Origin of the sequence: Klebsiella sp. K4 (genome assembly GCF_014596785.2) — a bacterium.
GTDB lineage: Bacteria > Pseudomonadota > Gammaproteobacteria > Enterobacterales > Enterobacteriaceae > Klebsiella > Klebsiella pneumoniae.
Map to the genome: position 1 here is coordinate 3490458 of NZ_CP115021.1, position 15567 is coordinate 3506024.

A 15567-nucleotide genomic window follows, 5' to 3' on the forward strand; every position below is an offset into this window, starting at 1 on the left:
GCTTAAACAAGGGCGGCCGTAGCCGCCCTTTGTGCTTGATTACAGGACGAATCCTGCAATCTGTCAAGTAAACTCGTCGCTATTCAGGTTGTTATTACCTGAATGACAAAGATTACTCGCCTTTCGCTGCTTTGAACGCTTCAGCCATAGCGTTGTTGGAGAAGTTCGCGTCTTCCTGCTTGTTCACGGTAGCGATAGCGTCTTTTTCTTCCGCTTCGTCTTTCGCACGTACAGACAGGCTCACTACGCGGTTCTTACGATCCACGCCGGTGAATTTCGCTTCAACTTCGTCGCCAACGCTCAGAACCAGAGTTGCGTCTTCAACGCGGTCACGGGATGCTTCAGAAGCACGCAGGTAACCTTCTACGCCGTCAGCCAGTTCTACGGTTGCGCCTTTAGCGTCAACTGCAGTCACTTTACCAACAACGATAGCGCCTTTCTTGTTCAGAGCAACGTAGTTGTTGAACGGATCTTCCGCGAGCTGTTTAACGCCCAGGGAGATACGCTCACGCTCTGCGTCAACCTGCAGAACAACTGCTGCGATTTCGTCGCCTTTTTTGTATTCACGAACTGCTTCTTCGCCTGCAACGTTCCAGGAGATGTCAGACAGGTGAACCAGGCCGTCGATGCCGCCGTCCAGGCCGATGAAGATACCGAAGTCAGTGATAGACTTGATTTTACCTTCAACACGGTCGCCCTTGTTGTGGGTTTCCGCGAACTGCTGCCATGGGTTAGATTTGCACTGCTTCAGACCCAGGGAGATACGACGACGCTCTTCGTCGATATCCAGAACCATTACTTCCACAACGTCGCCAACGTTAACAACTTTGGACGGGTGGATGTTTTTGTTGGTCCAATCCATTTCGGAAACGTGAACCAGGCCTTCAACGCCCTCTTCGATTTCAACGAAGCAGCCGTAGTCGGTCAGGTTGGTCACGCGACCGGTCAGTTTGGTACCTTCCGGATAACGTTTAGCGATAGCTACCCACGGATCTTCGCCCAGCTGTTTCAGGCCCAGGGATACACGGGTACGCTCGCGGTCGAACTTCAGCACTTTAACAGTGATTTCGTCGCCAACGTTTACGATTTCGCTCGGATGCTTAACGCGTTTCCAGGCCATATCGGTGATGTGCAGCAGGCCGTCAACGCCGCCCAGATCAACGAATGCACCGTAGTCAGTGAGGTTCTTAACGATACCTTTGACTTCCATGCCTTCCTGCAGGTTTTCCAGCAGCTGATCGCGCTCTGCGCTGTTTTCGGATTCGATAACGGCACGACGAGAAACAACAACGTTGTTACGCTTCTGGTCCAGCTTGATGACTTTGAACTCAAGCTCTTTGCCTTCCAGGTGCAGCGTGTCGCGCACCGGACGAACGTCTACCAGGGAACCCGGCAGGAACGCACGAATACCGTTCAGCTCAACAGTGAAGCCACCTTTAACTTTGCCGTTGATAACACCGGTAACAGTTTCAGCGTCTTCGTAAGCTTTTTCCAGCGTGATCCAAGCTTCGTGACGTTTAGCTTTCTCACGGGACAGCAGAGTTTCACCGAAGCCGTCTTCTACTGCATCCAGAGCAACGTCAACTTCGTCACCAACCTGGATTTCCAGCTCGCCCTGGGCGTTTTTGAACTGCTCAGCCGGGATGGCGGACTCAGATTTCAGACCGGCGTCAACCAGTACTACGTCTTTGTCGATAGCAACAACAACACCACGAACGATGGAACCCGGGCGGGTTTCGATTTCTTTTAAGGATTCTTCAAACAGTTGAGCAAAAGATTCAGTCATGTTTAATCTTCAGGTTAATATTAACGTCCACCTGGCTCCGTGCCGGATGGGGTTGTTTCACATACCCGCTGACCATCCATTGCCGCGGGGTACTGCTATAATTCGGAGGCTTCGGCGCGTTACCGGTTAAGGCCTACGCAACGGCCAATTTTTCGCGCGCATATTGTAGCGCTTTTTCAATCACTTGCTCAATGTTTAGTTCGGTTGAATCGAGAACTAATGCATCGGCAGCCGGGACAAGCGGCGCCACGGCGCGATTTCGGTCGCGATCGTCACGCTCTTTTATCTCGGACAAAAGACGTTCAAAGTTAACATCAAAGCCCTTTTCCTGCAACTGCCGCATGCGGCGATGCGCCCGCTCATCGGCCGAGGCATCGAGGAAAATTTTCACCGGCGCGTCCGGGAAAACTACCGTTCCCATATCGCGACCGTCGGCGATAAGCCCCGGCAGTTCGCGGAAGGCGCGCTGGCGGCGCAGCAGCGCTTCGCGAACGCGCGGAAAAGCCGCCACTTTCGAGGCCGCGTTCGCAACCTCCTGAGTGCGAATTTCGCTACTGACATCTTCCCCTTCCAGCACCACTTCCAGGTTGCCGTCAGTAGAAATAAAACGCACGTCAAGATGGGCAGCCAGGGGCACCAGCGCCTCTTCGGACTCCACGTCGACATGATGATGCAGCGCCGCCAGCGCCAGAACGCGGTAGATCGCGCCTGAATCTAACAGATGCCAGCCCAGCGCTTCCGCCATTGCCTTGCACAACGTACCTTTACCCGCACCGCCAGGCCCATCAATGGTGATTACCGGAATATTCGCCGTCATCTTTTTCTCCTTCAGCAAGGCGCATGGAATATAAACGCCGCGCATTATACGCATCAATACGCCGGAAAGTGAGCATTGCTTGTAAATTACGGACTACAGGAAATGAAAAGCAGAAGTTTTGCGCAATTATAGCGGGCTGACAGGACATCAGCCCGCGGGATGACAAAGTTTTACTCAGGCGAGGGTACTGATCCGCGCCAGCTGCTCAAAGTAGTCAGGGAACGTTTTGGCCGTACATTTGGGATCAAGGATGGTCACCGGCGTATCAGACAGCGCTACCAGCGAGAAGCACATCGCCATCCGGTGGTCGTTATAGGTGCCGATTTCTGCGTACTTCAACTTTGCCGGCGGGGTGATGCGGATATAATCTTCCCCCTCTTCCACCTCGGCGCCCACTTTACGCAGCTCGGTCGCCATGGCGAACAGACGGTCCGTCTCCTTGACCCGCCAGTTGTAGATATTGCGCAGGGTAGTGGTCCCTTGCGCGAACAGCGCGGCGGTGGCGATGGTCATCGCGGCGTCCGGGATATGGTTCATATCCATATCGACCGCCTTGAGCTCGCCGTGGGTGCAGGCGATGAAATCGTCGCCCCAGGTGACGGTGGCGCCCATTTTCTCCAGTACGTCGGCGAAACGAATGTCGCCCTGTACGCTGTTGCGGCCGATACCGGTGACTTTTACCGTGCCGCCCTTAATGGCGCCAGCGGCGAGGAAATACGAGGCCGAGGAAGCATCGCCTTCCACCAGGTAATCTCCCGGCGACTGATACTGCTGCTTGCCGCGCACCACAAATCGCTGATAAGACTGATTGTCCACCTCAACGCCGAAGGTTTTCATCAGGTGCAGCGTAATGTCGATATAGGGTTTCGACACCAGATCGCCCTTAATGACGATGACGGTATCCTGCGGCGCCAGCGGCGCGGTCATCAGCAGCGCGGTCAGGAACTGGCTGGAGACGCTGCCGTCAACCTCGACGTTGCCGCCCTGAAAACCGCCGCGCAGGCGCAGCGGTGGATAATTTTCCTGCTCCAGATAGTCGATCTGAGCGCCGCCCTGACGCAGGGCATCCACCAGATGGCCGATCGGACGCTCTTTCATCCGCGGTTCGCCGGTCAGCACGATATCGTTGCTGCCAAGGCACAGAGCCGCCGCCAGCGGACGCATCGCGGTACCGGCGTTGCCAAGGAACAGCTCCAGCGCCGCGGCAGAGCGCAACGGGCCGCCGTTGCCGGTCACTTCGCAGCGGGTGCGGTCGGCAGACAGGGTATATTGAACCCCCAGCGCACTCAGGGCATTCAGCATATGGCGCACATCGTCGCTGTCCAGCAGGTTGGTCAGCACCGTCGTGCCGCGGGCCAGGGCAGCCAGCAGCAGCGCGCGGTTGGAGACGCTTTTCGAACCTGGCAGGTTCACGGTGCCCTCTACGCGTGCGATGGGTTGTAACGTCAGGGATTCCATCAAACTTCACTCTCAAACAAACAGAATAAAAACCCCGCAGACAGGCCGCGGGGAGGAAGAAAGAAACAGGCGATTAACCGTGGCGGCGTTCGAAGTCCAGCATAAAGTCGGTTAACGTCTTCACGCCGTCCAGCGGCATGGCGTTGTAGATGGAAGCACGCATGCCGCCCACCACCCGGTGGCCCTTCAGCGCGTGCAGCCCGGCAGCAAACGACTCTTCGAGGAACAGTTTGTCCAGGGCGCTGTCCGCCAGCTGGAACGGTACGTTCATACGCGAACGGTTGGCCTGCGCCACATCGTTACGATAGAAGCCGCTGTTATCGATCACGCCGTAGAGCAGTTCGGCTTTCTGCTGGTTGATTTTATCCATCGCGGCAACCCCGCCCTGCTGCTTCAGCCACTTAAACACCAGTCCAGCCAGATACCATGCGAACGTCGGCGGTGTGTTAAACATCGAGTCATTCTCGCTTAACACGGTGTAGTCAAGAATTGACGGGCAGGCCACGCTGGCTTTGCCCAGCAGATCTTCACGCACGATGACCAGCGTCAGCCCAGCCGGACCGATATTCTTCTGCGCGCCGGCGTAGATTACGCCGAAGCGGTTGACGTCAATTTCGCGGGAAAGAATGGTGGAGGAGAAATCGGCGGTCACGATGACGTCGTCGCCGAAGTTCGGCGTCTCATCAATCGCGATACCATCAATGGTTTCGTTCGGGCAGTAGTGCAGATAGGCCGCCCCCGGGGTCAGCTGCCACTCGCTCATCGGCTTCACAGCGCGCTTGCCGTCGACGGTGATTTTCGCGTCGATAACGTTCGGCGTGCAGTATTTCTTCGCCTCTTTGACCGCGCTGGCCGCCCAGTAGCCGGCGTCCACATAGTCAGCGACCTTTTTATCGCCGAGGATGTTCAGCGGGATCCCGGCGAACTGGCCGCGGCCGCCGCCGTGGCAGAATAAAACTTTATAGTTGGAAGGGATGTTCAGCAGAGCGCGGAAGTCCTGTTCTGCCTCTTCTGCCACCTGGATAAACTCCTTACCACGGTGACTGATCTCCATGACCGACGTCCCCAGACCGTGCCAGTCGCACAGTTCCTGCTGCGCCAGTTTGAGTACTTCCGCCGGCAGCATTGCCGGGCCCGAACTGAAGTTATAGACCTGAGCCATTTCCCCTCACCACGTTGCTATGTTGTTTTGCCCGCGAACCGCCGCGGGCATAAGTTATTCCTGTGGCTATCGGTTTTATCATTCAGTGACACGGTCCGCAATGGCTAAAACTCGCCGACGGTAAAACGCGGCCGCCGTCACACAACAGAATCTATCGGCTTGACGTAATAAAACCGACATATTTGCTGTCAGGTAAGCCGTTTCGCCCGGCTGGCCTTCGACCATTCTGCATTTGCGCAGCGCGGACATATTCGTTTTTCTCCCGCCTGCATCGCCATTACGATGCTGCAGCGCACGCAGGCATAGATCCCCTCTTGCGGAATGGTGGTATAGCGTGTGGTACAATGCGCTGGAAGGATCGATAATCCGGCCCTCACCTCTTCATCGGGATAATAAAACACGCTGATCTGCCCGTTGGTTTCGAGGATTGCCAGCCGGACCTGGCCAAGCTGCTCGACGCTGTTGACCCGCAGCTCCATAAAAAATTCGAATTCGGTCATGTTTTCCGCATGCAGCTTCTCCCAGGCCAACTGTCCCTCTTCCACCACTACGATAGGTTTCCCCTCCAGTAGATCCTCCAGCTTTTCGCTATGCCCCATCAGCCACATAATGCCGCGATACAGTAGCGCCAGCGTAACGAAGACCACCAGCACCGGCAGCAGCGGCACATCGTCATAAAACGCCACGTCACCCGCCGCCGAGCCGAGGGTCAAAATAATCAGCACCTCGAACAGCGACATCTGCCGCACGCCGCGCCGTCCGGTAATCTTGAGGAAAATAAAGACCAGAACGAAGGTATAGAGGCTGCGCAACGCCACCTCCGCCAGGAATTCCACCGGTACTTTATCGAGCGCCATCCGCTGCCAGTCAAAGGCTTTCATTTTCCATCTCCCTGTGTATTAAAGATGCCTCTAAGCATAGCCAGATGATGGAGATAGCACCTGTCAGATAAAAGCCGTATCATTGCGCGCTTTCCGTACGACAAAAGTGATCGCCATGACCCAAACGTTTATTCCCGGCAAAGATGCCGCCCTGGAAGATTCCATCGCTCGCTTCCAGCAGAAATTGCTCGACCTCGGATTTGATATCGAAGAGGCCTCGTGGCTGAACCCGGTGCCGCACGTGTGGTCCGTTCACATTCGCGATAAAGCGTGCGCGCTGTGCTTTACCAATGGTAAAGGCGCCACCAAAAAGGCAGCCCTGGCCTCCGCGCTGGGCGAATATTTCGAACGTCTGTCCACTAACTATTTCTTCGCCGACTTCTGGTTAGGCGACACTATCGCTAACGGCCCGTTTGTTCACTACCCGAACGAAAAGTGGTTCCCGCTGACTGAGGATGATGAAGTCCCGGAAGGTCTGCTGGATGCCCGCCTGCGCGCGTTCTACGATCCTGACGATCAGTTAACGGCCAGTATGCTGGTGGATCTGCAGTCGGGTAACGATGAGCGCGGCGTGTGCGGTCTGCCTTTTACCCGCCAGTCCGACGGCGAAACCGTCTATATTCCGATGAATATTGTCGGCAACCTGTACGTCTCCAACGGCATGTCCGCCGGTAACACCCGCAACGAAGCGCGGGTACAGGGTCTGTCAGAGGTCTTTGAACGTCACATTAAAAACCGCATCATCGCTGAAAGCATCAGCCTGCCGGAGATCCCGGCGGAAGTCATGGCGCGCTATCCGGGCGTCGTGGAATCGATCGCCAAACTGGAAGCTGAAGGTTTCCCGATCTTTGCCTATGATGGCTCGCTCGGCGGCAAATATCCGGTTATCTGCGTCGTGCTGTTTAACCCGGCTAACGGCACCTGCTTCGCCTCCTTCGGCGCCCACCCGGACTTTGGCGTGGCGCTGGAGCGAACCGTCACCGAACTGCTGCAGGGCCGCAGCCTGAAAGACCTCGATGTCTTCACGCCGCCAACCTTCGATGACGAAGAGGTCGCCGAGCACGCGAACCTCGAAACCCACTTTATCGACTCCAGCGGCCTGATCTCCTGGGATATGTTCAAGCAGGACGCCGACTATCCATTCGTTGACTGGAGCTTCTCTGGTACTACCGAAGAAGAGTTCGCCACCCTGATGGCCATCTTCAAGGCCGAAGATAAAGAAGTGTACATCGCCGACTACGAGCACCTGGGCGTTTACGCCTGCCGTATCATCGTCCCGGGGATGTCGGACATATACCCGGCGGAAGACCTGTGGCTGGCGAACAACAGCATGGGCGCTCATCTGCGGGACACCATTCTGTCCCTGCCGGGCAGCGAGTGGGATAAAGAAGATTACCTGGCGCTGATCGAGCAGATGGACGATGAGGGTCTGGATGATTTCACCCGCGTTCGCGAACTGCTGGGGCTCGCCACCGGAAAAGACAACGGCTGGTATACCCTGCGCGTCGGCGAGCTGAAAGCGATGCTGGCCCTGGCCGGCGGCGATCTGGAACAGGCGCTGATCTGGACCGAGTGGACCATGGAATTCAATGCTTCGGTCTTCAGCGCGGAGCGCGCGAACTACTATCGCTGTCTGCAAACCCTGCTGCTGCTGAGCCAGGAAGAAGAGCGTCAGCCGCTGCAGTACCTGAACGCCTTCATCCGTATGTACGGCGCCGACGCGGTCGAAGCCGCCAGCGCGGCGCTGAGCGGGGAAGCGCCGTTCTATGGTCTCCAGGCGGTCGATAGCGATCTGCAGGCCTTCCCGGCCCATCAGTCGCTGCTGAAAGCCTATGAAAAACTGCAGCGGGCGAAAGCGGCGTTTTGGGCAAAATAAGCCCAGCTTGCGCCATCGTTCATGCTTACAACGGAGCCCTCAGCGGCTCCGTTATTTAACCCTGAGAAAGCGCCTCCTATAATTTGTAGTTGTAAAGTTAATTAATGTTAAATAACGCCATTTCATCATTTATCAATTGTTAAATTTAATAAAAATACTCCATTTTAATTAACTCAAAAATGGGGGTAAAAAAGAAATAATTCAACATTATCTATAAAATTTAAAAATTATTTTCTATATATATTTCATGCAGTTAGATGTAATTTCAATAAAAACCACACACTAAAAAGGCATATAGTTCCGGTGAGATATGATCTATATCAATTTCCATTCTATAATGCTTTGTTAGTATCTCACCGCCAACTTATATAAAGAGAGAGTTAGTGTGAAAGCTGACAACCCTTTTGATCTTTTGCTCCCTGCCGCGATGGCGAAAGTCGCCGAAGAAGCAGGTGTCTATAAAGCAACGAAGCATCCGATGAAGACGTTTTATCTGGCGATCACCGCTGGCGTTTTCATCTCCATCGCTTTCGTATTCTATATCACCGCGACCACCGGCACTGCCGCGATGCCTTATGGGATTGCCAAACTTATCGGTGGGATCTGTTTTTCTCTGGGTCTGATTCTGTGCGTTATCTGCGGCGCTGACCTCTTTACCTCTACGGTACTGATCGTGGTGGCCAAAGCCAGCGGTCGAATTACCTGGGGGCAACTGGCAAAAAACTGGCTCAACGTCTATTTTGGTAACCTGGTGGGCGCGCTGCTGTTTGTGCTGCTGATGTGGTTATCAGGCGAATATATGACTGCCAACGGCGGCTGGGGGCTAAACGTTCTGCAGACCGCCGACCACAAAATGCACCATACTTTTGTGGAGGCCGTGAGCCTGGGTATCCTCGCTAACCTGATGGTTTGTCTCGCCGTATGGATGAGCTATTCCGGTCGTAGCCTGATGGATAAAGCGATGATCATGGTCCTGCCGGTAGCGATGTTCGTTGCCAGCGGCTTTGAGCACAGCATCGCCAACATGTTTATGATCCCGATGGGTATCGTAATCCGCAACTTTGCAAGCCCGGAATTCTGGACCGCCATCGGTTCGACTCCGGAAAGTTTCTCTCACTTGACCGTTATGAACTTCATCACTGATAACCTGATTCCGGTAACTATCGGGAACATTATCGGCGGGGGTCTGCTGGTCGGGTTGACATACTGGGTCATTTACCTGCGTGGCAACGACCATCACTAAGGGTTGTTTCAGGCAGTAAATAAAAAATCCACTTAAGAAGGTAGGTGTTACATGTCCGAGCTTAATGAAAAGTTAGCCACAGCCTGGGAAGGTTTTGCGAAAGGTGACTGGCAGAATGAAGTCAACGTCCGTGACTTTATTCAGAAAAACTACACCCCATATGAAGGCGACGAATCCTTCCTGGCTGGCGCGACTGAAGCGACCACCAAGCTGTGGGACACCGTAATGGAAGGTGTAAAACAGGAAAACCGCACTCACGCGCCTGTTGATTTTGACACTGCCCTGGCTTCCACCATCACCTCTCACGACGCGGGCTATATCGAGAAAGGTCTGGAAAAAATCGTTGGTCTGCAGACCGAAGCGCCGCTGAAACGTGCGATCATCCCGTTCGGTGGTATCAAAATGGTTGAAGGTTCCTGCAAAGCGTATAATCGCGAGCTGGACCCGATGCTGAAAAAAATCTTCACAGAGTACCGTAAAACTCACAACCAGGGCGTTTTCGACGTCTATACCCCGGACATCCTGCGCTGCCGTAAATCCGGCGTGCTGACGGGTCTGCCGGATGCTTACGGTCGTGGTCGTATCATCGGTGACTACCGTCGCGTTGCGCTGTACGGTATCGACTTCCTGATGAAAGACAAATTCGCCCAGTTCAACTCTCTGCAAGCGAAACTGGAAAGCGGCGAAGACCTGGAAGCGACCATCCGTCTGCGTGAAGAAATCGCTGAACAACACCGCGCACTGGGCCAGATCAAAGAGATGGCCGCTAAATATGGCTATGACATCTCCGGTCCGGCGACCACCGCTCAGGAAGCGATTCAGTGGACCTACTTCGGTTACCTGGCTGCCGTGAAATCTCAGAACGGCGCGGCAATGTCCTTCGGTCGTACCTCCAGCTTCCTGGATATCTACATCGAGCGTGACCTGCAGGCGGGTAAAATCACCGAGCAAGACGCGCAGGAAATGGTTGACCACCTGGTCATGAAACTGCGTATGGTTCGCTTCCTGCGTACCCCGGAATATGATGAACTGTTCTCCGGCGACCCGATTTGGGCAACGGAATCCATCGGCGGTATGGGCGTTGACGGCCGTACTCTGGTGACCAAAAACAGCTTCCGCTTCCTGAACACCCTGTACACCATGGGGCCGTCTCCGGAGCCGAACATTACTATCCTGTGGTCTGAAAAACTGCCGCTGAGCTTCAAGAAATTCGCCGCTAAAGTGTCCATCGATACCTCTTCTCTGCAGTATGAGAACGATGACCTGATGCGTCCGGACTTCAACAACGACGACTACGCTATCGCATGCTGCGTAAGCCCGATGGTTGTTGGTAAGCAAATGCAGTTCTTCGGCGCTCGCGCTAACCTCGCGAAAACCATGCTGTACGCTATCAACGGCGGCGTGGATGAAAAACTGAAAATGCAGGTTGGTCCGAAATCTGAACCGATCAAAGGCGACGTCCTGAACTTCGACGAAGTAATGGATCGCATGGATCACTTCATGGACTGGCTGGCTAAACAGTACGTCACCGCGCTGAACATCATCCACTACATGCACGACAAGTACAGCTACGAAGCCTCTCTGATGGCGCTGCACGACCGTGACGTTATCCGCACCATGGCGTGTGGTATCGCTGGTCTGTCCGTTGCTGCTGACTCCCTGTCTGCTATCAAATATGCGAAAGTTAAACCGATTCGTGACGAAGACGGTCTGGCTGTTGACTTCGAAATCGAAGGCGAATACCCGCAGTTTGGTAACAACGACCCTCGCGTCGATGACATGGCCGTTGACCTGGTTGAACGTTTCATGAAGAAAATTCAGAAACTGCACACCTACCGCAACGCTATCCCGACTCAGTCTGTTCTGACCATCACCTCTAACGTGGTGTACGGTAAGAAAACCGGTAACACCCCAGACGGTCGTCGCGCTGGCGCGCCGTTCGGTCCAGGTGCTAACCCGATGCACGGCCGTGACCAGAAAGGCGCAGTAGCCTCTCTGACCTCCGTCGCTAAACTGCCGTTTGCTTACGCGAAAGATGGTATCTCTTATACCTTCTCTATCGTGCCGAACGCGCTGGGTAAAGACGACGAAGTTCGTAAGACCAACCTGGCAGGTCTGATGGATGGTTACTTCCATCACGAAGCGTCCATCGAAGGTGGTCAGCACCTGAACGTGAACGTCATGAACCGCGAAATGCTGCTCGACGCGATGGAAAACCCGGAAAAATATCCGCAGCTGACCATCCGTGTATCTGGCTACGCCGTACGTTTTAACTCCCTGACCAAAGAACAGCAGCAGGATGTTATTACCCGTACCTTCACTCAGACCATGTAATTCCCTGTCTGACTGAAAAGGCGTACAATAAAGGCCCCACATCAGTGGGGCCTTTTTAACAAGCATTCCCCGCCCCAGCCTGCTTTGCCAGTTATCTATACTTTGGGTACCTGTCAAAACAGACTCGACGCAGCCGCTGAGCTGCGCACCAACACGGCCCCGGATGGGCCACATCTGGAGAAAACACCGCAATGTCAGTTATTGGTCGCATTCACTCCTTTGAATCCTGTGGTACCGTTGATGGCCCGGGCATCCGCTTTATTACCTTTTTCCAGGGCTGCCTGATGCGCTGCCTGTACTGCCATAACCGTGACACCTGGGATACCCACGGCGGCAAAGAAATCACCGTTGAAGAATTAATGAAAGAGGTGGTGACCTATCGTCACTTTATGAATGCTTCCGGCGGCGGCGTCACCGCCTCGGGCGGTGAGGCGATCCTGCAGGCGGAGTTTGTTCGCGACTGGTTCCGCGCGTGTAAGAAAGAAGGCATCCACACCTGCCTGGATACCAACGGCTTCGTACGTCGCTACGATCCGGTTATCGACGAGCTGCTGGAGGTAACAGACCTGGTGATGCTGGATCTCAAGCAGATGAACGATGAGATTCACCAGAACCTGGTCGGCGTCTCTAACCATCGTACGCTGGAATTCGCCCAGTATCTGGCGAAGAAGAATATCAATGTCTGGATCCGCTACGTGGTGGTTCCCGGCTGGTCAGACGATGATGATTCCGCGCACCGCCTGGGCGAATTTACCCGCGATATGGGCAATGTCGAAAAAATCGAGCTGCTGCCCTACCATGAGCTGGGTAAACACAAATGGGTAGCGATGGGCGAAGAGTACAAGCTGGACGGCGTCCATCCGCCGAAGAAAGAGACCATGGAGCGGGTAAAAGGCATCCTTGAGCAGTATGGTCACAAAGTAATGTACTAATCCCGCCCGGGCCGGTGATGCGCTTATGCCGGCCTGCAACGGCGTGGGAAGCTGTGTCCGCCCCGCCGTTTCATTCTCATGAAAAACGACTTGTCCTCTCTGCGGCAGAAAGCCTATGCGATTGCAGCAGATGACGCGCAGCATGCGCTGCGCGTTGCAGGGTCAGGCGTGCGCCACTGGCGTCGGATGATGCCCGGCTTTGCGCAGCAGGGTCAGCAGATAGATAAACGACACGCTGGCGATCATGATAAACAGCAGGTTGTCTGAGAAGTTCTGCATCAGCATCGCCGTCAGGGTCGGGCCCAGCAGGCTGCCGATGGTATAGCTCATCAGCAGCGCCTGATTCATCGCCACCAGCTGATGGTGCTCCACTTTTTCACAGGCCCAGGCCATCGCCACCGGATACAGCGTGAAACCAGATGCCCCAAGCACAAACAGCGCCGGAGCCATTGCCGCCTGACTAAGCATCGCCAGACATCCCAGAATGACCACAAAGACCTGTACCCGCAGCACCAGCAGGCGACCGTAGCGGTCTGCCAGGCGCCCTACCGGCCACTGGCCGAGGATCCCCGCACTCACCATCACCGCCATCCAGAAGCCGATGCCGGAGTCGCTGACGCCCTGATGGTTCAGCCACAGCGGCATCAGGCCATACAGCGAGCCGAGGACAATCCCCGAAATAATACAGCCATTGACCCCGTGGCGCGCCTGGCGCAGCTTCAGCATCGGCCAGATACGTACCGTTTCATGCGGTTCTTCTGCCTGCCCCATAATGCGGGTAAACAGCAACGGCAGGATCGCCGCCAGCGCCAGGCCGGTCACCCACGGCAGGACGCTCATTAAATCGGTGGGTAATTTACTGACCATCAGCTGGCCCAGTACGGTACCGACGTAATAGACCATCATGTACGCCGCCAGCAGACGACCGCGACTGCGGGAAGTGCCGCTGCAAACCAGCGCGCTTTCCACCACCACCCAGATCATCGCGCAACCTACGCCGGCGATAAAACGCCAGCTCAGCCATGTCCAGAAGCCAACGGTGATCCCCAGCCCTACGCAGCCGACGGCGAAAATTAACGATGCGAGATAATAGCTACGGTTAAACCCCAGGCGCTTGATCACCCAGCCGGCCAGCAACGTACCGGCCAGGTTGCCGGTAAAATAGGATGACCCCACCATGCCGACCTGCCAGGTTGGCATGTTTTCATGGGCGAGCCAGAGCGGGACGAGCGTATTCAGCACCGCTATCGCCAGGGTCAATAAAAGCAGGCCACAGAGCAGCATTTGCACTGGCCGGGTGTAGATGGTCATGGGTAAAAACCGTGAGGAATGTTCAGATCGCGAGCGCATCATGCCACTGCTAAAAACATTGTCAATCCACCTGAAATCAGGCGTGACGCGGTTTTGTCGGCTACGATAGAAGTTTTTTATCCAGAGGATGGAAAAAGGTGAGACAACAGATAATACGCTATTGTTTTTGCTGGTTTATTAATAAATGCCGAAGTTAATTTCAGTTGAAAAATTTCATCTATCGACAGCACGTTTTCATCATGCCGGTGGTTAGGCACCGGCATGATGGAGGTAGTTAACTGGCGACAGCCATCCCAACGGTCATATGCAGGCCATAGAATACGCCGCGGCCGATCATCTCTCCCGCCAGTATCAGAACAAAGGCCAGGCCGAGCAGCGAGACCGCCGGTTTGCGGCCGCGAATCTGTGGCACGCACCAGCAGGCCAGGGCCAGGGCCAGCAGCACCACGCGCCAGGCCATAAACAACCCGTAATCCGGCACCAGGGCGGAGGCCTGCTGAACTGAGCTGCGGATAGTGGCAAGTTCACTTCCCTGCATCACGACCACCATAATACTGACCAGCAGCGCCAGCAAACTAACCACCGGCAGCAGGCGCAGCGCCCAACCATCGACGCCTGCGACGCGCAGCAGCAGGTAGCCCAGCAGCGGACCGCCGATAAACAGCGTCAGGAAGAAGCTCAGCGGCGTCCAAACGGTGTACCAGGTCGGCACCGTGTCGATGGTGTTGTATACCCGCACCATCATCCACACGAAAATCACGCCCAGCACCATGGTCACCACCAGCCACAGGCTCCGCAGGCCGGCAGGCAGCTTTTTGCACACGGCCAGCAGCCAGCCAATTCCGCCGACGGCGAAGAAGATCGCCCCGCTGGCGATTTCATTACTCAGCGACGAGGCTCCCACGCGATTCAGCGAATTAAAGGCCCGCAGCGGCGAGCCAAGGTGCATCGTCGAGGCAATAAACCCGATCCCCATCAATACCCACAGGCCGAACATGCTGCCCACCACGCGCTGCTCCTGCTCACGGGAAAGCTTGCCTGTCATCAGCGCCAGCGCCAGAACAATAAAGCCGCCTACGACGCACTGGCCGAAGACCGTAAAGACCATCAGCGGCCATTCATGCCATCCGTTTCCCATCTCACACCTCCTTCGGGTTCGCCAGGTAACCGGTGGTATCGCCACACGGCCGGGCATTGGCGTTAGGTTTGATAACGATACTCGGCCGGGTAAAGTGCGCCGACGGCAGCGGCGCTACCGCGGCCAGCTGGCCGTGCTTAGCGCGCAGTTCGGCAATCGGCCCGAAATCCAACGCCCGCAGCGGGCAGGACTCGACGCAGATCGGCTTTTTCCCCTCGGCGACGCGCTCGTGACAGCCATCGCACTTGGTCATATGGCCTTTGTCGGCATTGTACTGCGGGGCGCCGTACGGGCAGGCCATATGGCAGTAGCGGCAGCCAATGCATACCTCTTCGTTGACCACCACAAAACCGTCTTCGCGCTTATGCATCGCGCCGCTCGGACAGACCTTGGTGCAGGCCGGATCTTCACAGTGGTTACAGGCGATGGAGAGGTAATAGGCAAACACGTTCTGCTGCCAGACGCCGTTGTCCTCCTGCCAGTCGCCGCCGGCATATTCATAGATGCGGCGGAAGCTGACCTCCGGGGTCAGGTTCTTGTAGTCCTTACAGGCCAGTTCGCAGGTTTTGCAACCGGTGCAACGGGCGGAATCAATAAAAAATCCATACTGAGTTGTCATCGGTTACTCC

At 55.4% G+C, this 15567-nt stretch carries 12 protein-coding genes; 4 read left to right on the top strand and 8 right to left on the bottom strand.

Annotation, left to right across the window (positions count from 1 at the left end):
* Nucleotides 1-112: 112 nt before the first annotated feature.
* From rpsA to IB144_RS17510, 5 genes are all read right to left on the bottom strand, one after another.
* Complete coding sequence (gene rpsA, locus IB144_RS17490; protein ID WP_002898162.1) at nucleotides 113-1786, bottom strand: 30S ribosomal protein S1; 1674 nt, start codon at nucleotides 1784-1786, stop codon at nucleotides 113-115.
* Nucleotides 1787-1919: 133 nt separating this feature from the next.
* Nucleotides 1920-2603 (bottom strand): (d)CMP kinase, encoded by a 684-nt coding sequence (cmk, locus tag IB144_RS17495; RefSeq protein WP_002898160.1) that lies wholly within the window; start codon nucleotides 2601-2603, stop codon nucleotides 1920-1922.
* Between the two features lie 174 nt (nucleotides 2604-2777).
* Entirely contained in the window at nucleotides 2778-4061 is a 1284-nt protein-coding gene (aroA, locus tag IB144_RS17500) for a 3-phosphoshikimate 1-carboxyvinyltransferase (protein ID WP_002898157.1), read from the bottom strand.
* A 73-nt stretch (nucleotides 4062-4134) separates the two neighbouring features.
* Nucleotides 4135-5223: a 3-phosphoserine/phosphohydroxythreonine transaminase gene (gene serC / locus IB144_RS17505; protein WP_009486275.1), complete on the bottom strand. Its 1089-nt coding sequence runs from the start codon at nucleotides 5221-5223 to the stop codon at nucleotides 4135-4137.
* A 188-nt stretch (nucleotides 5224-5411) separates the two neighbouring features.
* Entirely contained in the window at nucleotides 5412-6104 is a 693-nt protein-coding gene (locus IB144_RS17510; protein ID WP_002898152.1) for a DUF421 domain-containing protein, read from the bottom strand.
* A 115-nt stretch (nucleotides 6105-6219) separates the two neighbouring features.
* Between IB144_RS17510 and ycaO the strand changes: the two genes are divergently transcribed.
* The 4 genes from ycaO (at nucleotide 6220) to pflA (ending at nucleotide 12489) form a co-directional block, all read left to right on the top strand.
* Nucleotides 6220-7980 (top strand): 30S ribosomal protein S12 methylthiotransferase accessory factor YcaO, encoded by a 1761-nt coding sequence (ycaO, locus tag IB144_RS17515; protein WP_004150842.1) that lies wholly within the window; start codon nucleotides 6220-6222, stop codon nucleotides 7978-7980.
* Between the two features lie 385 nt (nucleotides 7981-8365).
* Complete coding sequence (focA, locus tag IB144_RS17520; protein ID WP_002898150.1) at nucleotides 8366-9223, top strand: formate transporter FocA; 858 nt, start codon at nucleotides 8366-8368, stop codon at nucleotides 9221-9223.
* Between the two features lie 51 nt (nucleotides 9224-9274).
* Nucleotides 9275-11557 (top strand): formate C-acetyltransferase, encoded by a 2283-nt coding sequence (gene pflB / locus IB144_RS17525; RefSeq protein ID WP_004191136.1) that lies wholly within the window; start codon nucleotides 9275-9277, stop codon nucleotides 11555-11557.
* 191 nt (nucleotides 11558-11748) lie between these two features.
* The gene (gene pflA, locus IB144_RS17530) at nucleotides 11749-12489 is read left to right on the top strand and encodes a pyruvate formate lyase 1-activating protein (RefSeq protein ID WP_002898145.1); all 741 of its coding nucleotides are present in this window, start codon (nucleotides 11749-11751) and stop codon (nucleotides 12487-12489) included.
* 162 nt (nucleotides 12490-12651) lie between these two features.
* On the opposite strand, the gene IB144_RS17535 is transcribed toward pflA, so the two are convergent.
* From IB144_RS17535 to IB144_RS17545, 3 genes are all read right to left on the bottom strand, one after another.
* Nucleotides 12652-13800 (bottom strand): MFS transporter, encoded by a 1149-nt coding sequence (locus IB144_RS17535; RefSeq protein WP_004150843.1) that lies wholly within the window; start codon nucleotides 13798-13800, stop codon nucleotides 12652-12654.
* A 274-nt stretch (nucleotides 13801-14074) separates the two neighbouring features.
* Nucleotides 14075-14938 (bottom strand): dimethyl sulfoxide reductase anchor subunit family protein, encoded by an 864-nt coding sequence (locus IB144_RS17540; protein WP_019704637.1) that lies wholly within the window; start codon nucleotides 14936-14938, stop codon nucleotides 14075-14077.
* A gap of 1 nt (nucleotide 14939) precedes the next feature.
* A complete protein-coding gene (locus IB144_RS17545) occupies nucleotides 14940-15557 on the bottom strand; it encodes a DMSO/selenate family reductase complex B subunit (protein WP_004150845.1) in 618 nt (205 codons plus the stop codon).
* Between the last annotated feature and the right edge of the window lie 10 nt (nucleotides 15558-15567).

Bases quoted from the DNA above. Each gene is read 5' to 3' on its own strand.
- rpsA (WP_002898162.1), bottom strand. From the start codon at position 1,786: ATGACTGAATCTTTTGCTCAACTGTTTGAAGAATCCTTAAAAGAAATC.
- cmk (WP_002898160.1), bottom strand. From the start codon at position 2,603: ATGACGGCGAATATTCCGGTAATCACCATTGATGGGCCTGGCGGTGCG.
- aroA (WP_002898157.1), bottom strand. From the start codon at position 4,061: ATGGAATCCCTGACGTTACAACCCATCGCACGCGTAGAGGGCACCGTG.
- serC (WP_009486275.1), bottom strand. From the start codon at position 5,223: ATGGCTCAGGTCTATAACTTCAGTTCGGGCCCGGCAATGCTGCCGGCG.
- IB144_RS17510 (WP_002898152.1), bottom strand. From the start codon at position 6,104: ATGAAAGCCTTTGACTGGCAGCGGATGGCGCTCGATAAAGTACCGGTG.
- ycaO (WP_004150842.1), top strand. From the start codon at position 6,220: ATGACCCAAACGTTTATTCCCGGCAAAGATGCCGCCCTGGAAGATTCC.
- pflB (WP_004191136.1), top strand. From the start codon at position 9,275: ATGTCCGAGCTTAATGAAAAGTTAGCCACAGCCTGGGAAGGTTTTGCG.
- pflA (WP_002898145.1), top strand. From the start codon at position 11,749: ATGTCAGTTATTGGTCGCATTCACTCCTTTGAATCCTGTGGTACCGTT.
- IB144_RS17535 (WP_004150843.1), bottom strand. From the start codon at position 13,800: ATGACCATCTACACCCGGCCAGTGCAAATGCTGCTCTGTGGCCTGCTT.
- IB144_RS17540 (WP_019704637.1), bottom strand. From the start codon at position 14,938: ATGGGAAACGGATGGCATGAATGGCCGCTGATGGTCTTTACGGTCTTC.
- IB144_RS17545 (WP_004150845.1), bottom strand. From the start codon at position 15,557: ATGACAACTCAGTATGGATTTTTTATTGATTCCGCCCGTTGCACCGGT.